The organism is Amycolatopsis sulphurea (assembly GCF_002564045.1).
Taxonomy (GTDB): domain Bacteria; phylum Actinomycetota; class Actinomycetes; order Mycobacteriales; family Pseudonocardiaceae; genus Amycolatopsis; species Amycolatopsis sulphurea.
This window is the reverse complement of the sequence record NZ_PDJK01000001.1, coordinates 1279944-1296065: the sequence shown is the minus strand read 5'-3', so window position 1 is coordinate 1296065 and position 16122 is coordinate 1279944. Positions and strand designations below refer to the sequence as shown.

15 protein-coding genes and 1 pseudogene are annotated in these 16122 nt (G+C 70.4%); 12 read left to right on the top strand and 4 right to left on the bottom strand.

The genetic code is table 11. The annotated features are described in order from the left end of the window. The 3 genes from ATK36_RS05810 to ATK36_RS05800 are packed head-to-tail and all read right to left on the bottom strand — an operon-like array spanning window position 1 to window position 3094. Window positions 1–831, bottom strand: coding sequence for a carbohydrate ABC transporter permease (locus ATK36_RS05810; protein ID WP_098510152.1), 831 nt, complete (start codon window positions 829–831; stop codon window positions 1–3). Next, window positions 828–1805, bottom strand: coding sequence for a carbohydrate ABC transporter permease (locus ATK36_RS05805; RefSeq protein ID WP_098510151.1), 978 nt, complete (start codon window positions 1803–1805; stop codon window positions 828–830). Before ATK36_RS05805 ends, ATK36_RS05810 begins: the two co-directional genes overlap by 4 nt. Further along, entirely contained in the window at window positions 1802–3094 is a 1293-nt protein-coding gene (locus ATK36_RS05800) for a sugar ABC transporter substrate-binding protein (RefSeq protein ID WP_098510150.1), read from the bottom strand. Before ATK36_RS05800 ends, ATK36_RS05805 begins: the two co-directional genes overlap by 4 nt. Window positions 3095–3640: 546 nt before the next feature. On the opposite strand from ATK36_RS05800, the gene ATK36_RS05795 reads away from it, so the two are divergent. From ATK36_RS05795 to ATK36_RS05770, 6 genes are all read left to right on the top strand, one after another. Further along, complete coding sequence (locus ATK36_RS05795) at window positions 3641–4006, top strand: YrdB family protein (protein WP_098510149.1); 366 nt, start codon at window positions 3641–3643, stop codon at window positions 4004–4006. A gap of 92 nt (window positions 4007–4098) precedes the next feature. After that, on the top strand, window positions 4099–5688 hold the full coding sequence (locus ATK36_RS05790; protein ID WP_098510148.1) for a fatty acyl-CoA synthetase: 1590 nt from the start codon (window positions 4099–4101) through the stop codon (window positions 5686–5688). Between the two features lie 201 nt (window positions 5689–5889). After that, the gene (locus tag ATK36_RS05785; RefSeq protein ID WP_141544378.1) at window positions 5890–6540 is read left to right on the top strand and encodes a hypothetical protein; all 651 of its coding nucleotides are present in this window, start codon (window positions 5890–5892) and stop codon (window positions 6538–6540) included. A gap of 103 nt (window positions 6541–6643) precedes the next feature. Then, window positions 6644–7552: an ABC transporter ATP-binding protein gene (locus ATK36_RS05780; protein WP_098510146.1), complete on the top strand. Its 909-nt coding sequence runs from the start codon at window positions 6644–6646 to the stop codon at window positions 7550–7552. Window positions 7553–7562: 10 nt separating this feature from the next. Beyond that, window positions 7563–8303 (top strand): ABC transporter permease, encoded by a 741-nt coding sequence (locus tag ATK36_RS05775; RefSeq protein ID WP_098510145.1) that lies wholly within the window; start codon window positions 7563–7565, stop codon window positions 8301–8303. A 3-nt stretch (window positions 8304–8306) separates the two neighbouring features. Beyond that, window positions 8307–9545 (top strand): sensor histidine kinase, encoded by a 1239-nt coding sequence (locus ATK36_RS05770; protein WP_098510144.1) that lies wholly within the window; start codon window positions 8307–8309, stop codon window positions 9543–9545. 25 nt (window positions 9546–9570) lie between these two features. On the opposite strand, the pseudogene ATK36_RS05765 reads toward ATK36_RS05770, so the two are convergent. Continuing rightward, window positions 9571–10002, bottom strand: a pseudogene (locus ATK36_RS05765) (4Fe-4S dicluster domain-containing protein); the annotation flags it as partial. Between the two features lie 29 nt (window positions 10003–10031). Between ATK36_RS05765 and ATK36_RS05760 the strand changes: the two are divergent. The 6 genes from ATK36_RS05760 (at window position 10032) to ATK36_RS05735 (ending at window position 16108) form a co-directional block, all read left to right on the top strand. Next, window positions 10032–10343 (top strand): LysR family transcriptional regulator substrate-binding protein, encoded by a 312-nt coding sequence (locus tag ATK36_RS05760; protein ID WP_245914355.1) that lies wholly within the window; start codon window positions 10032–10034, stop codon window positions 10341–10343. A gap of 145 nt (window positions 10344–10488) precedes the next feature. After that, window positions 10489–11529 (top strand): dipeptidase, encoded by a 1041-nt coding sequence (locus ATK36_RS05755; RefSeq protein WP_098510143.1) that lies wholly within the window; start codon window positions 10489–10491, stop codon window positions 11527–11529. A 126-nt stretch (window positions 11530–11655) separates the two neighbouring features. After that, window positions 11656–12060, top strand: coding sequence for a hotdog domain-containing protein (locus ATK36_RS05750; protein ID WP_170069609.1), 405 nt, complete (start codon window positions 11656–11658; stop codon window positions 12058–12060). Window position 12061: 1 nt separating this feature from the next. Beyond that, entirely contained in the window at window positions 12062–13537 is a 1476-nt protein-coding gene (locus ATK36_RS05745; RefSeq protein ID WP_098510141.1) for a class I adenylate-forming enzyme family protein, read from the top strand. After that, window positions 13524–14429 carry an ArgK/MeaB family GTPase gene (locus tag ATK36_RS05740; RefSeq protein ID WP_098510140.1) on the top strand — a complete coding sequence of 302 codons (906 nt, stop codon included), beginning with the start codon at window positions 13524–13526 and terminating at the stop codon, window positions 14427–14429. Before ATK36_RS05745 ends, ATK36_RS05740 begins: the two co-directional genes overlap by 14 nt. Further along, window positions 14417–16108 (top strand): acyl-CoA mutase large subunit family protein, encoded by a 1692-nt coding sequence (locus ATK36_RS05735; RefSeq protein WP_211291795.1) that lies wholly within the window; start codon window positions 14417–14419, stop codon window positions 16106–16108. Before ATK36_RS05740 ends, ATK36_RS05735 begins: the two co-directional genes overlap by 13 nt. Window positions 16109–16122 lie beyond the last annotated feature (14 nt).

The window sequence follows — 16122 nt, the reverse complement described above, 5'->3', positions numbered from 1 at the left end:
CTATCCCTTCACCGCGCCGGCGGTCATGCCGGACACGAGTTTTCGTTGCACGATCAGGAAGAACACCACCGCGGGGATCGCGTAGACCACCGACGCGGCCATCACTCCGCCCCAGTCCACGGAGAACGCGGTGCGGAACGAGGACAGCCACACCGGCAGCGTCTGCTTCGCCTGGTCCCGCATGAACACCAGCGCGAACAGGAACTCGTTCCACGCGGTGATGAAGCTGAACACCGAGGTGGTGACGAGCCCGGGACCGAGCAGCGGCAGGGTGACCCGGCGGAACGCGCCGGTCCGGCTGCACCCGTCGATCATCGCGGCCTCTTCGAGATCGTAGGGGATCCCGTTGACGAACCCGTAGAGCATCCACACGGTGAACGGCAGTGAAGTCGCGAAGTACACCAGCAGTAGCGAGGGCAGCGTGTTCAGCAGCCCGATGTCGCGCATCAGCAGGTACATCGGGATGAACAGCGCGGACAGCGGGGCGAGCTGCGCGACCAGGACCAGCAGCAGGAACCCCTTGCGCCCGCGGAAGCGGAACCGGGCCAGCGGAATCGCCGCCAGCACCCCGACCACCAGCGCCGCGAGCACCGCGCCGAGCGTGACGATCAGGCTGTTGCCGAGATAGGTCAGGAAGCCGGGCTTCGTCAGCGCCGAAGCGAAGTTCGACAACGTCGCCGACGAGGGGAGCAGATCGAATTTCGGCGACAGGATCTCGCCCGGCGTCTTCAGCGCGGTGGTGAACATCCAGTACGTCGGGAACAGGAACACCAGTGCGACGAGCACGCCGAGCACGGACAGCGTGATCCGCTGGGCCAAGGACTTTCTCACGCGAGTTCACCGTCCTTGCTCCGCACCAGCAGTTGCACGTACCGGGCGGTGACCGCCAGCAGCAGCACCAGCATGATGGTGGCGATCGCCGCGGCCGAACCGAAGTGGCTGCCCGCGATGCCCTTGAGATACTGCAGGATGGCCAGCGTGGTGCTGGCGCCGTCCGGACCGCCTTGGCGGATCGCCCAGACCTGCGCGAACATAGTGAAGTCCCACAGCAGGGACAGGAACGTGACCATGGTCAGGATCGGCCGGATCACCGGCCAGGTCACCGCGCGGAAGGTCTGCCACGGCCCGGCGCCGTCGATCCCGGCCGCCTCGTACTGCTCGCGCGGCACCCCGAGCAGCCCGGCGTAGAGCGTGAACGCGACGAACGGCACCGCCTGCCAGAGCACCAGCAGGCCGATCACGACCAGGGTGCTGGTGCCGCTGGCGAACCAGGAGTAGCCGATGAACGAGTGGAACCCCAGCTTGTCGAGCGTCTTGTTGAGGATTCCGTACTGCTGGTCGAAAATCCATTGGAACACCGTCGTCGTGGAGATCACCGGCACCGCCCAGGCCAGCACCAGCGAGATCTGCACGACGATCCGCACCACCGGGTTCAGATGGCGCATGAGCACCGCGATCAGCAGGGCGATCAGCAGCGTCGTGGCCACCAGCGCGGCCGTGAAGACGACGGTGCGGACGGTGACCGTCCAGAACTCCGGATCGGTGAGGGCGTCGGTGTAGTTCTGCAGGCCCACCCAGATCGCCTTGCCGGTCACCAGTTCGCGCAGGTCGAGCTTGCGCAGGCTGATGCCGAGCATCTGCACGGTGGGCCAGCCGAGCAGCACCAGCACCGCGGCGAGGGCGGGCAGGAGCAGCAGATACGGGGTCAGCTGGCCGCGGCTCCACACTCGTTTCACGAGACCGACGCGAGCCGCTGCCGGCGGGGGCGGCCCCGCCGGCAGCAGTGCGTCCTTCGTCGCGGTCATCCGCCGATGATCTTGTCGAGCGCGGTGTTCGCGTCCGCGGTCGCCTGGTCCAGGCTCTTCTTTCCGGTCAGGTACGCGGTGAGCATGTCCTTGATCGGGTTCTGCCCGGATTCGACTTCACCCCACTTCGGGCTGGCCGGCACCGTGCGGCCGTTCTTCGAGGTCTGCGCCATCACCGCGCCGAGCGGGTCCTTGGCCAGCGCGGCGACGTCGGTGGAGGTGCCCGGCACGGTGCCCGCCGCGGCCATCTGCGTCATGTACTTGGCGCCGGTCAGCAGCTTCAGGTAGTCCTTGGCCAGGTCGATGTGCTTGCTGTTGACCGGCACGACCAGGTTCGAGCCGCCGAGGAACACCGGGGCGCCGGCCCCGCCGGTGCGCGAGGGGATCGGGAACGCGCCGGTCTTCGCGGTGATGCCCGGATCGGTCTTCGCCGCGGTCGGCAGCTCGCTCGGCGTGCCGATGAACATCGCGACCTTGCCGCCGCCGTAGATGCCGGCCTGCTGCGGGTTGGCCTCGTCGTTGTCCTTCGGTGCGGTGGTGCCCGAGGCGTCCACGAGCTGTTTGTAGAATTCGAGGCCCGCCTTCGACCCTGGACTGTCCAGAGTGGACTTGAAGCCCTTGCCGCCGGACTTGGCGACCTCACCGCCGTTGTCCCAGATAAGCGACAGCAGTGCGTACCAGTTCTGGCCCGGCAGGTAGAGCGGCTGGAAGTCCTTGTCACTGCCGAACTTCGCCTTCAGCCTGGCGATCGCGTCGAGCCATTCCTGGTTCGACGCGGGCGGCTTGGTGATGCCCGCCTGCTCGAACATATCCTTGCGGTAGATGACCTCCCGGCTCGCGGCGTAGAAAGGCACGCCGTAGGTCTTGCCCTCGTACTCGCCGGAAGCCTTGAGCCCAGCCAGCCACTGGGCACCGTTGAGGTTCGCCACGTCGCCGGTGAGGTCCTGCAGCACGCCCTGCGCCTCGAACGCCGGCGTCTGCGTGCTGCCGACCTCGATCACGTCCGGCGGGGTGTCGCCGGCCAGCGCGGTGGTCAGCTTCTGCTGGATCCCGTTCCACTGCTGGACTTGGTAGTCGACCTTGACGCCCGGATGGGCTGCTTCGAACTCCCGGTTCAGCTCCTGGGTGAGACTCTCCGGCGCGGAGCCGGTCATCAGCCAGACCGTCAGCGTGCCACCCTGTCCACCGCCCGGTGCCGCGGCGTCCGGACTCCCGCCGGAGCCGGCGCACCCGGCGGTCGCGAGCGTGATGGCGGCGGCCCCGGCCGCCAGCTTGAGCCAGCGCTTCACTCGTCCCGTCCTTTCGGAGCAGGCCACCCCGGGCCGCTCTGCCGAATGGTGTAGACCAATATGGAGAGAGTGGTCCGGACCACAGTCGGTGTCAAGGTGATTGCCAAGATGTTGCGAAGCCGGGCGCCGGGGTGACGCTGGGTGGTCGGCCGGTCACTTCGAATGCCGGGAAAGCCGCTGGTCAGCCGGAGGCGACGGGGCGTGGGCAGGAATTGACGGGATGGGGGCGGGGTCCAGGGGAGAATGTCGGGGAGGCGGTCCGGTGGTCCGGGGTGGTCCGGTCGGTTGCGCATCGTGAAATCCGGGAGGCGGCTGCCCGGCCCTTGGCCACGGCGCCGCCGTGGCCAAGGGCCGGGCGCCGGCGCGCCAGGTGGATCGTGAGGGAATCCGGTTGGTACGTACTGCGGCGCGGAATACCAGCTTTTCGGCTGGGGGTCGCCGCGCAAAAGGTTCCCTTCACAGCCTTTCGGCTGGGGCATTTCGGGCGGGAAGTCGCCGGGCAGGGCGGTTGGGCGATCGACCGGCCGGGGCCGTTACGCTGCCGGGGTGACCACGACTCCTCCCGCGCTGCGCGGCTTCGGCGGCTTCGTGCTGGTCATCCGGTTCTGCACCGAGCTGGCGCTGCTGGCCGGGCTCGCGGTGGCGGGTGCCCGGCTCGGCGGGGGCGTGCTGCTCGATGTGCTGGCGGGGGTCCTGTGGCCGGCGCTGGCCGCAGTGATCTGGATGTTCGTGGTGGCGCCCAAGGCGAAACGCCGGGCGCCGGAGCCGACGCGGTTCTTCCTTGAGGTGGCGTTGTTCGGCGTTGCCGCGCTCGGACTGATCGCCTCGGGGTTGCTGGTGGCCGGGATCGTGCTCGGCGCGGCCGGGATCCTGGTGGCGGCCGCGGTCCGGGTGTGGGCGAAGGACGGCTGAGCCGCCTCGATCTTCCCGGCCGTTCCGAGGGGGGCCGGTGCGGTGATCACCGGCAGGTTGCGCTGGTCCGGGCAGTGGATGAGACTCCGGCTATGCCCAGCCAGTACCGCGCCGAGACGACCGAAGCCATCGAGCACGCCCGGCAGCACGCGGTCGGCGACATGGTGCGCCGCGCTGCGCTGCGTCATCCGGACCGGATCGCCGTCGTGGCGGGGGAGTGGCGGGTCACCTACCGGGAGTTCGACGCGTCGGTCAACCGGTGTGCGCATGCGCTGGCTGCGCGCGGCCTCGTCAAGGGTGACCGGCTCGCCTTGTTGAGCCACAACAACCGGGAGTTCGCGGTACTGGTGTTCGCCGCCGCGAAGCTCGGGCTGGTGCTGGTGCCGGTCAACTTCATGCTCGGCGCCGAGGAGATCGCCTACATCCTCGGTCACGCCGACGTCTCCGGGCTGATCGCGGAGGATGCGCTGCTGGACACCGCTGCGGCCGCGCTGGAGCGGGCGGGCAAGACCGGCGTGCTGCGCGCCCGGATCGGCGGTTCCGGCGACGGCTGGGCGAGCGTCACGGACTGGATCGACGGGCCGGGCGACGAATCGGCGCCGAACGTCCTCGTGGCCGACGACGATCCGCTGCGCCTGATGTACACCTCCGGGACCGAATCGCGGCCGAAAGGGGTGCTGCTGTCCAGCCGTTCACTGCTCAGCCAGTACGTTTCGTGCGCGCTCGACGGCGGCATGTCCGGCGACGACATCGAGGTGCACTCCCTGCCGCTCTACCACTGCGCGCAGCTGGACTGCTTCTTCTCGGTCGACGTCTACCTCGGCGCGACGAGCGTGATCCTGCCCGGCCCGGATCCGGCGGCGCTGCTCGCGGCCGTGGCGCGGGAACGGGCGACGAAGCTGTTCGCCCCGCCGACGGTGTGGATTTCCCTGCTGCGCCACCCGGCTTTCGATGAAACCGATCTGTCGAGCCTGAGGAAGGGCTACTACGGGGCGTCGCCGATGCCGGTTGAGGTACTGCGGGAGCTGGCGCGCAGGCTGCCGGACGTGCAGCTGTGGAACTTCTACGGACAGACCGAGATGGCGCCGCTGGCCACCATCCTGCAGCCGCACGAGCAACTGGCGAAGGCGGGTTCGGCCGGCCGCGCGGCGCTGAATGTGGAGACGCGGATCGTCGACGACGAGGGCCGCGCCCTGCCGCCCGGCGAAGTCGGCGAAATCGTGCACCGCAGCCCGCACGCCACGCTCGGCTACTACGAGGACGAGGAGAAGACGGCCGCCGCGTTCGAGGGCGGCTGGTTCCACTCGGGCGACCTCGGCGTGCTGGACGCCGAGGGCTATCTGTCGGTGGTGGACCGGAAGAAGGACATGATCAAGACCGGCGGCGAGAATGTCGCCAGCCGCGAGGTGGAGGAAGCGCTCTACCTGCTTGACGGGGTGGCCGAGGTAGCGGTATTCGGGGTGTCGCATCCGCACTGGATCGAGGCGGTGACCGCTGCGGTGGTGCCGCGCGAAGGCGTGACGCTGACCGAGGAGGCGGTGCTCGCGCACACCCGGGAGCACCTGGCCGGGTTCAAGTGCCCGAAGTACGTGGTGTTCGTGGCCGCGTTGCCGAAGAACCCCAGCGGCAAGATCGTGAAGCGCACACTGCGGGAGACGCACGCGGGGCTCGCAGGGCAGTGACCGGCGCTCACTCGGTCTGCGCGCCGGGAGCCTGAAGTCTGTGAAGGGGCCCTTCACAGACTCAGAGTCCGTGAAGGGCCCCTTCACAGCCTTGGCCTACGTGCGCCCGTTCGGCAGCCGTGGTTTACAAGGTAGGTGGACGGTCCCTAGGATCTGGCCGCCGGTCGTGCCGTGCGGGTGTTCCGGCGGCTGGAGGTCGGGATGGCCGGCACGGAGCCGGGTGAGGCCGGTGATCTGGAGTCCGTCGCGCGCCTGGTGCGGATGTCCGAGACGGCGCCGATGCCGCGGATCGACGGTGCGCCTCGCGCGCAGCGGCCCGTGACGGACGGTCCGGCGGTACCGGAGGGTGTGTTCGGCGGGGCGCTGGACGACCGAAGCGGCTCCGCGGCCGCGCAACTGGCCGCGGCAGGCGGCCCGGCGACGGCGGAGTTGTCCGGCCTTGACGAGCTGCTCGACGGAGCCAGTGCGGAAACGGCCCCGTCGGTCGGGCGTCGTCCGGTGCGATCCCTGATCGTTGCGGGGGCGGCAGTGGTTGCGTTCGGTGGGCTGGGTGTGTGGGCGCTGTGGCCGTCCTCGGCCGGGGACGCGGCCGGGGAGCCGGTGCCACCGCCGGCCGTGCCGTCGTCCGCTCCGCCGACAGCGATCACCACACTCACCGCGAGTCCGGTGCCACCCCCGGCGACCGCCGACGTGCCGGACAGCACGATTCGCGCCACCAGCAAGGAAACAGCCCCGCCGAGCCCGCCGCCGGTCACCTCACCGGCAGAGAATTCCGACGACGTCCCCCCGGGTTCCTACCAGCGGCAGCGAAACGACCACCGGAAGCCACCACACCGGCACGGGCAGGAATAGCGCCGCATCCACCGATCAGTGGATGCGCGGATCCACCACCTGCCCCAGCGTTCCGGCCGGGCAGTCGATCCGGGGACCGGGGTCGCGCGGCAGGCTCGGGGGCATGGCGATCATCGAGGTGGACGGCCTCGTCAAGCGCTACGGCGAGCACACCGCGGTCAACGGGGTGAGCTTCGCCGTCGAGCCGGGCGAGATCTTCGGGATTCTGGGCCCCAACGGGGCAGGCAAGACCACGACCGTGGAATGCGTGGAGGGGTTGCGCACCCCGGACGGCGGCAGCATCCGGGTGTGCGGGCTCGACCCGCACCGCGAGGAGGGTGAGCTGCGCGAGCTGGTCGGCGTGCAGTTGCAGGAAAGCGAGCTGCAGGAGAAGCTGCGGGTCGGCGAAGCGCTGGAGCTCTACAGCTCGTTCTACCGCGACCCGGCCGACTGGCGTGAGCTGGCGGGCCTGCTGGGCCTCGGCGACAAGCTCGGCACGCAGTTCCGGCGGCTGTCCGGCGGGCAGAAACAGCGGTTGTCGATCGCGCTGGCCCTGCTCGGCAGCCCGAAGGTGGCCGTGCTCGACGAGCTGACCACCGGGCTCGATCCGCAGGCGCGCCGGGACGTGTGGGACCTGATCGAGGGCATCCGCGCCCGGGGCGTGACGATCCTGCTGGTCACGCACTTCATGGAGGAGGCGGAACGGCTCTGCGACCGGCTCGCGGTGATCGACTCCGGCCGCGTCGTCGCGCTGGACACGCCGGCCGGGCTGGTCGCGAAGGTGGACGACCGGCAGCGGATCCGATTCCGGCCGTCCGCACCGCTGGACGACGCGCTGCTGACCGCGCTGCCCGAGGTCGAGTCGGTGCAGCGCGCCGGCGGCCGGGTCGTGGTCACCGGCACCGGGAACCTGCTGCTCGCGGTGACCACCACGCTCGCCCGCAACCAGCTCACCGCCGCCGACCTGAGGGTCGAGCAGACCACGCTGGACGACGCGTTCGTCGCGCTCACCGGCCGCCCCGTCGACGTCTGAGGAGATTCGCATGTCCGCGTTGTCCCGGCTCACCGCCACCGAAACCAAACTGTTCTTCCGCGAGCCGGTGATCGTGTTCTTCGCGCTCGCGTTCCCGCCGCTGCTGCTGGTGGTGCTCGGCCTCGTGCCGTCCATGCGGGAGCCACAGGCCTCGCTGGGCGGCGGCACCATCCTCGGCCTGTACGTGCCGATCGTGATCGCGTTGGGGCTGGCCATGTTCGCGTTGAACGGGTTGTCCCAGCTGTTCGCCACATACCGGGAAAAGGGTGTGCTGCGCCGGATGCGCACCACGCCGGTGAAACCCGGGGCGATGCTCGGGGCGCAAGTGCTGATGTCCCTTGTGCTTTCGGCCGGCACGATGGTAGTGGTCCTGCTGATCGGCCGCTTCGCCTTCGACGTCCCGCTGCCCGGCCAGGCCGTCGCCTACGTGCTCGGCTATCTGCTCGTGGCGCTCGCGCTGTTCGCGATCGGGCTGTTGATCGCGTCGATCGCGCCGAGTGGCAAGGCCGCGGGTGCGATCGGCACGCTGGTGTTCTTTCCGCTGATGTTCTTCGCCGGGTTGTGGCTGCCGCGCGACAGCATGAACCCGGTGCTGCGCACGATCAGCGATTTCACCCCGCTCGGTGCGGGCGTGCAGTCATTGCAGGACGCCACCGCCGGGCACTGGCCGCAGCTGCTGCACCTGGCCGTCCTGCTGGGGTGGGCGATCGTGGCCGGCGGGCTGGCCGCGCGGTATTTCCGTTGGGAGTGAGGGGTGGGCGTCGAGCCTGAGCCGGTGCCGCGTCGCGGGAGGCTGGGGGACAGCGTGATCCTGCGGCTGATCCCGTACTTCCTCCTCGCGGTCGGCGTGGCCGTGACGCTGGAGCCGGCCGGTGAGGGTCCGGCACCGGTGGCCCTCGCGCTGTCCGCGGCGACCGTGCTGTGGCTGCTCTGGTTCGACACGCACCCGCAATGGCACGAAACCGCTGCGGTGATGGGGGTCTACTACGCCGGGCTGGCGTCGCTGACCGCGGGGCTGGTGGCGATCGCGCCCTGGTACGGCTTCTTCGCCTGGGTCGGCTATCCGCTCGCGTTCCGGTTCCTCAAGGGCCGCTGGATGTACGTGGGCGCGTCGGTCACGGCGGTGACCTCGGCGCTGGCGGTGCTGGGTGGGCTCAGCGCCGTTCGCGCCGAGGGGCTGTGGTGGGAATGGCTGGGCGTCAGCCTGGTTTCGATGGTGTTGTCCGGGGCGCTGTTCCACTTCTTCCACGTCGCCGGGGAACGCGAGCTGCACGAGGCCAACCGCCAGCTGGAGGACGCGCTGGCGGAGAACGCCGGTCTGCACGCCCAGCTGCTCGTCCAGGCCCGCGAGGCCGGCGTGCAGGACGAGCGGCAGCGGACGGCGCGGGAGATCCACGACACCCTGGCGCAGGGCCTGGCCGGGATCCTCACCCAGGTCCAAGCCGCGGAACAAGCGCTCGACGAACGCCCGGCGGCGCGCCGGCACCTGGCGAACGCGCGGGAGCTGGCCAGGGAGAGCCTCGGCGAGGCCCGCCGGACGGTGCTCGCGGTCGAACCGGCCGTGCTCGCGGACGCACGGCTCCCGGACGCGATCGGCGAGGTCGCCCGGCGCTGGGCGGACGTGAACGACGTGGCCGTCGCACTGACGACCACCGGCGACGCCCGCCCGATGCACGCGGAGGTCGAGGTAACGCTGCTGCGCGCCGCGCAGGAGGCGCTGGCGAATGTGGCCAAGCACGCGCAGGCCGCCCGGGTCGGGTTGACGTTGTCCTATATGGAGGATCTGGTCACCCTGGACGTCCGCGACGACGGCGTCGGCTTCACCCCCGGTGCGACGCGGTCCGCCGCGCCCGGCACCGGCGGCCTCGGCTTGGCCGGGCTGCGGCGGCGTGTGCAACGCTTGGCGGGCAGGCTGGAGATCGAGTCCGAACCCGGTGGCGGCACGGCGATTTCGGCGACGGTGCCCGCGATTCCGGCGGGCACGGGCGAATGAACCTGCCCGTCCACCGCGAGCCCTCTCACCGCCGGGAACGGCTCGCGCGCAGGAACTCGCGGTTCAGCGCGGCGATGCTGCTCAGCGGAATCCCCTTTGGACAGGACGCCACGCACTCGCCGGTATTCGTGCACCCGCCAAAGCCTTCCGCGTCCATCGTCTCCACCACGTCCAGCACGCGGTGCGCGCGTTCGGGCCGGCCCAGCGGCAATGCGTTGAGGTGAGCCACCTTGGCGGAGGTGAACAGCATCGCGGAACCGTTGGGGCAGGCCGCGACGCAGGCACCACAGCCGATGCAGGTCGCATTGTCGAAGGCGAGGTCGGCGTCCGCCTTGGGAACCGGGGTGGCGTGCGCCTCGGGGGCGCTGCCGGTGGGCGCGGTGATGTCGCCGCCGGCCTGAACGATCCGGTCAAACGCGGAACGGTCGACCACGAGATCCTTGACCACCGGGAATCCGCCGCGGCTACGACCTGAGGGAGACGACGGTGAACGCTTGCCTCGGGGAGGGGTTCGAGCCGCTGTTCGCGATCGAAGGCGGCGAGATGGACGCGGTGCTGGAGCTCGTCCAGGCCGGGCTGGGACTGGCGGTGGTGCCCAGCACGGTGGTGGGCACCCGGTTCCGCCGCACGCAGGTCACCGAACCCGGCCTCAGCCGGGTCGTTCGCTTGGCCTACCGCCGCGACGTGGAGCATCCGCGCGCGGTCCGGGCTTTGCAGGAGGCGATCCTGCATTTCCTCGCAGGCGGCACCGCGAGACTCCCGCCCGGAACCCGATCTCTGGTCGGCGCGTCGCGGTGAATACACCGATCGTTCGGCCTGCTCCGGCACCGTGCGCGCACCCCCGGGTGGTTCTTGCGCCCGGGGGTGGCCCAGCCTAGCTTGAGCCTATGGATATCAGACATTCTCTGTCTTACCATCGCGGGCCGTCCACGGCGGGTGCCCGATGACCGAGCTGCACCGGAACGCGACGGTCGTCGATCTGCACAACGACCTCATCCTGCTCGTGGACCACTTCGACCGCCGGGGCAAGCCGGGGCATTTCGCCGAATTCTGGCTGCCGCAGCTGCGCGCGGGCGGGGTCAAGGTGCAGGTGCTGCCGATCTGCCTGGAGGACCAGTTCCAGTCCGAGGGCGGGCTGCGCCGGACCCTGTTGCTGGCCGAGCGGATCCACCGGCTCGCCGAGGAGCACCCCGCCGACGTCCGGATCTGCCTGACCGGCGCCGAGGTCGACGCCGCGGTGGCGGCCGGGCGGATCGCGTTCGTGCTCGCGCTGGAAGGCGCGCACGGGCTGGGCCAGGATCCGGAGCTGATCCGCACCATGGGCCGGGTCGGGGTGCGGGTGGTCTCGCTGGCCCACCTCGGCCGGACCTTTCTCGCCGACGGCAGCGGCCTCGACGATTTCTCCCGTGGCGGGCTCACCCCGCAGGGCATCGAGGTGCTCGACGAGATGGAGCGGCTGGGCATCGTGTTCGACGTCAGCCACCTCGGCGTGGCCGGGGTGGACGACGTGCTCGCCCGGGCGAGCCGTCCGCTGCTGGCCACCCACTCCGGCTGCCGGGCGGTCGCCGACGTGCACCGCAACCTCTCCGATCAGCAGGTGAAGGCCATCTCCGACCTCGGCGGCGTGATCGGCGTGGCGGCGGCCATCCCGCCCTTCATCGATCCCGCACGCCCGACCGCGGCCCGGGTCGTGGACCACATCGAGCACCTGGCCTCGGTCGGCTCGATCGACGCGGTGGGGCTGGGCCCGGACTTCGTCGACGATTACTTCGACGAGGTGTTCGGCGGCTGGCAGGCCCCCGGCCTCGGACTCACCCCGGACTGGGAGGTCGCCGAGATCCAGCGGCCCGCGGATCTGCCGAAGCTGACCGACGAGATGGTCTCGCGCGGGTTCAGCGACGAGGACGTCCGGAAGGTCTTGGGTGGCAACGCGATGCGCGTCCTGCGCACCGTGATGGGGGTGCCCGGGCGGCCTGCCGAGTAGGCCGATCCGGCCAGGTCGGTGAGGTGTGCGGAAACTCGGCAGATATGGCCTAGTCATATGGGTCGATATGGCTTAACCTGGGTCCCGTGCCGGGGCAGGGTCGTCCCGGCCGGGGAGAGGAGTCCCATGGTTCAGCCGAACTCCACCGAGTACGACGCCTTCATCCGGCTCCGCTTGGCTCCTGCCGACGCGCGGTATGCCGGCGACCTGGCCGCGGGCTCCAAGGCGATGGAGATCTTCGCCGATCTGGAGACCGAGATCGCCCTGCGCGAGGGCGGCGACGAAGGCCTGTGCGCGGCCTACGATTCCGTGCAGTTCCTGGCACCGCTGCGGGTCGGCGATTTCGTCGAAGGCGTCGCGAAGGTGGTCCGGCGCGGCCGCCGCAGCCGCACCATCGAAGCGAAGATCTACAAAGTACTGGGCGTCGACGACAAGGGCGTCCGGAACCTGACCGAACCCGTCCTGGCGGCCACGGCGGAGGCGACCATCGTCGTCGCCACCGTCGATCGCACGGCACCCGGGGAAGCCTGAGGTGGCCGTCGCGGCGGATTCCGTCGTGGCGTGGGTGGGTGCGGTGGCGCGGGCGCACGCGGGCTCGCCCGCCCTCGTCGGCGATCAGGTGGTCTGGACCTATCGGGACCTGTGGGACAGAGCGGGCGAAGTCGCCCGGCTGCTGCTGCGCCGCGGGCACCGGATGGGCGATCCGGTCGGCCTGATCGGCGCGAACGAGCCCGCCTACGTGGCCACCTACCTCGGGATCATGCGGGCCGGTGGAATCGCGGTACCGGTGAACGCGATGCTCGACGCGGGCACCGCGCAGCGTCAGCTGGCCTCGGTGGCGCCCAAACGGGTCTTCGCCGGGCAGCTCGGGGATCCGGTCCGGGAAACGCTGGCAGAGCACTTCGAGCTGCTGCCGATGGACCCGGGCGCCGATCCGGAGCCGACGGGCGCGGGCAGGCTGCCCGAGGTCCGGCCGGAAGCGGTGTGCACGATCATGCTCACCAGCGGGTCCACCGGGCTGCCCAAGGGCGTCATGCACACCCAGGCGACCATGCTGCACGCGGTCCTGCAGCTCACTTCCGCGTTCCCGTTCTGCGCCGACGACCGGTCGGTGGTGTTCCTCCCGCTGCACGCGTGCATCCCCGAACAGGTCCTCCCAGTGCTCTGCACGGGCGGTTCCCTGGAGATCCTCCCGGGATTCGACGTCGACCGCGTGGCTGACGCCTGCACCCGCGCCACCACCTTCGACGCGGTGCCGACCATCCTGAGCCGGCTGCTCGAACACGCGCCGCTGGGCAAGCTCGCCCACCTGCGGTGGGTGCTGTTCGCCTCCGAGCCGATGCCGGTGCCGCTGCTGGAGCGCTGGTGGGACGAGCTGCCCGGGGTGGAGACCCACCAGCTGTACGGGATGACCGAGGTGCTGCCGCTGAGCGCGGCCCCGCATCGGCTGCTGCGCGAAGAACCGGGCACGGTCGGCTATGCCTTCCCCACCACGCGGCTGGTGGTGGATGCCGAAGGCGGCGGGGAACTGCTCGGCGCGAGTCCCGCCCGGATGGCCGGGTATCACCGGGACGAGGTGGCCACGAAGGCGGCGCTCGCCCCGGACGGCGCGATGCGCACCGGGGATCTCGGCCGGATCGACGAGCGCGGGCTGGTGCACCTGACCGGGCGCAGCAAGGACATCATCATCTCCGGCGGATTCAACATCGCGCCGGTGGAGATCGAGGCGGTCGCCGCCCGGCATCCGGCCGTGGAACGCGCGATCGTCGTGGGGATCCCGAGCCCGCGGTGGGGCGAGACACCGGTGGTGGTGGCGGTGGCCCGGCCGGGTCACGCGCTCAGCGCCGCGGAACTGCTGGCGCACTGCCGGGCCGGGGTCGCGAAGTATCAGCGGCCGAGCGGGGCGGGGCTGGTGACGGCCTTCCCCACCACCGGGATCGGCAAGGCCGCCAAGGACGCGGTGAAGCGGATGATCATGGACGGGACGATCGACCTTGTTCGAATCTGACGAAATCGACGCGCTGGTCGAGAAAGCGCGCACCGGGATGTGGGCACCACTGGCCCGTGCGGTGACCGTGGTGGAGAACAGCCCGCCGTGGGAGGTGTCGGTGCCGCGGGCATCGCGGCCCTGCCACATCGTGGGCATCACCGGACCGCCGGGCGCGGGCAAGAGCACCCTCACCGGACGGCTGATCGAGTCCTTTGTGGACGTCGGCGAACGGGTCGCGGTGCTGGCCATCGACCCGTCCAGCCCGCTCAGCGGCGGCGCCGTGCTCGGCGACCGGATCCGGATGGAGACCCACCTGGCCGGACGGCCGGGGGTGTTCGTGCGCAGCCTCGCCAGCCGCGGCTCGCACGGCGCGGTCGCCGGGGCCACCCGCAACATCGCGCGGCTGCTGGAGCTGTCCGGCCTGTTCGACGTGGTGCTGATCGAGACCGTGGGCGCCGGGCAGACCGAGGTCGCGATCGTCGAGGTCGCCGACACCGTCCTGCTGGTCACCGTGCCGGGGCTGGGCGACGCGGTGCAGACGATCAAGGCCGGGCTGATGGAGATCGCGGACTCGTTCGTGGTCAACATGGCCGACCGGCCCGGAGCCGCGGAGACCGCGCGGCACCTGCGGCTGGCGGCCGGCCGGGCGGACGCGGTCTACAAGACCGTGGCGGTGGACGGCACCGGGGTCGACGAACTGCGGACCGGCCTGCAGAAACGCTGGCAGGCACTGCTCGACGGCGGCAGGCTCGCCGCCGAGCGGGCGGAGAAATGGGGCTCGGACGCGGCACTCGTGGCCGAGGCGTGGGTGGGCGACTGCGCGGCGTCGATCGCGCTGGACCCGCACGAACCGATGCAGAACGCCGTGGAACGGATTTTGAAGGAGGCGGTGCGCCGATGGACATCATGACCGGTAACGGAGACCAGCGCTGGGACGAGCACGTCGAGCAGTGGCGGCGCGAGCGCGTCGCCGCCGACTACGAACGGATCCCGCCGCGGCGGGCGGAGTTCCGGACGTCCTCGGGGACGAAGGTCAAGGACGTCTACACCAGCGCCGACATCCGGGACAGCGACCCGGAGACCGACATCGGGCTGCCCGGGGAGTACCCCTACACCCGTGGCGTGCACTCCACGATGTACCGCGGGCGTCCGTGGACCATCCGCCAGGTGGCGGGGTTCGGCCAGGCCGAGGACACCAACAACCGCTACAAGTACCTGCTGGACGCCGGCCAGACCGGGCTGTCCACCGACTTCGACCTGCCCACGCTGCTCGGCTACGACTCCGACCACGAGGTGTACCGGCGCGAGGTCGGCCGGATCGGCGTGGCGGTGGACACCGTGGTCGACATGCACGCGCTGTTCGACGGCATCCCGCTGGACCGGATCTCCACCTCGCTGACCATCAATCCCTCCGCCGCGGTGCTGCTGGCGATGTACCGCGTGGTGGGCGAGGAACGAGGGTTCCCCGGGCACGTGCTGACCGGCACCACGCAGAACGACATCCTCAAGGAGTACATCGCCCAGAACGAGTTCATCTTCCCGCCCGAGCCCTCGGTGCACCTGGTGGTGGACACCATGGAGTACGGCGCGGACGTGATGCCGCGGTTCAACCCGCTCAACGTGTGCGGCTACCACATCCGCGACGCCGGGGCGACCGCCGTCGAAGAGGTCGGGCTGACCCTCAGCAATGCCTTGTGCTACATGGAAAAGGGCATCGAACGGGGGATCGACCCGGACCGGCTCGCGCCCCGGGTGTCGTTCTTCTGGAACGTGCACAACAACTTCTTCGAGGAGGCCGCGAAACTCCGTGCGGCCCGGCGGTTGTGGGCGAGGCTGACCCGGGAACGGCTCGGCTGCAAGGATCCGCGGTCCTGGCTGATGCGCGCGCACTGCCAGACCTCGGGGGTTTCGCTGACCGCGCAGCAGCCCTACAACAACGTCGCCCGCACGGCGATCCAGGCGATGGCCGCGATCCTCGGCGGAACCCAGTCCCTGCACACCAACTCGCTCGACGAGGCGCTGTCCATCCCGTCGGAGAGCGCGATCCGGATCGCGGTGCGCACCCAGGCGATCATCCTGCACGAGACCGGCGCGGCCGACGTGGTGGACCCGCTCGCCGGTTCGTACTACGTGGAAACGCTGACCAACCAGATCGAGGAGGAGGCGCGCTCGCTGATCGAACGCGTCGACGGGATGGGCGGCATGATCGGCGCGGTCGAATCCGGCTACGCCGCCCAGCTGATCGCGGACTCCTCCTGGGAGCAGCAGACCCGGATCGAGAGCGGCGACACGGTGGTGGTCGGGATGAACGACTACATCGACGAGAACGAGCAGCTCGACATCGAGATCGACCGGCCCGTGCCCGGCGTGATGGAACGGCAGATGACCCGGCTCGCCGAGGTCAAGCGCACCCGGGAAGGGCGGCGGGTGAGCGCCGCGCTCGGCGCGATCGAGAAGGCCGCCCCGGACCTGCACCACAACCTGATGCCGCTGATCGAGGAAGCCGTGCGGGCCCGCGCGACCGTCGGCGAGATCTGCGACGTGCTGCGCGGCGTGTGGGGCCACCACCAGCCGTCGACCGTCTTCTAGAGAGCAGGAGCAAC

Excerpts from the sequence above, each read along its gene's own strand:
- ATK36_RS05805 (WP_098510151.1), bottom strand. The coding sequence starts at position 1,805 with ATGACCGCGACGAAGGACGCACTGCTGCCGGCGGGGCCGCCCCCGCCG.
- ATK36_RS05790 (WP_098510148.1), top strand. The coding sequence starts at position 4,099 with ATGCCCAGCCAGTACCGCGCCGAGACGACCGAAGCCATCGAGCACGCC.
- ATK36_RS05785 (WP_141544378.1), top strand. The coding sequence starts at position 5,890 with ATGGCCGGCACGGAGCCGGGTGAGGCCGGTGATCTGGAGTCCGTCGCG.
- ATK36_RS05780 (WP_098510146.1), top strand. The coding sequence starts at position 6,644 with ATGGCGATCATCGAGGTGGACGGCCTCGTCAAGCGCTACGGCGAGCAC.
- ATK36_RS05775 (WP_098510145.1), top strand. The coding sequence starts at position 7,563 with ATGTCCGCGTTGTCCCGGCTCACCGCCACCGAAACCAAACTGTTCTTC.
- ATK36_RS05755 (WP_098510143.1), top strand. The coding sequence starts at position 10,489 with ATGACCGAGCTGCACCGGAACGCGACGGTCGTCGATCTGCACAACGAC.
- ATK36_RS05750 (WP_170069609.1), top strand. The coding sequence starts at position 11,656 with ATGGTTCAGCCGAACTCCACCGAGTACGACGCCTTCATCCGGCTCCGC.
- ATK36_RS05735 (WP_211291795.1), top strand. The coding sequence starts at position 14,417 with ATGGACATCATGACCGGTAACGGAGACCAGCGCTGGGACGAGCACGTC.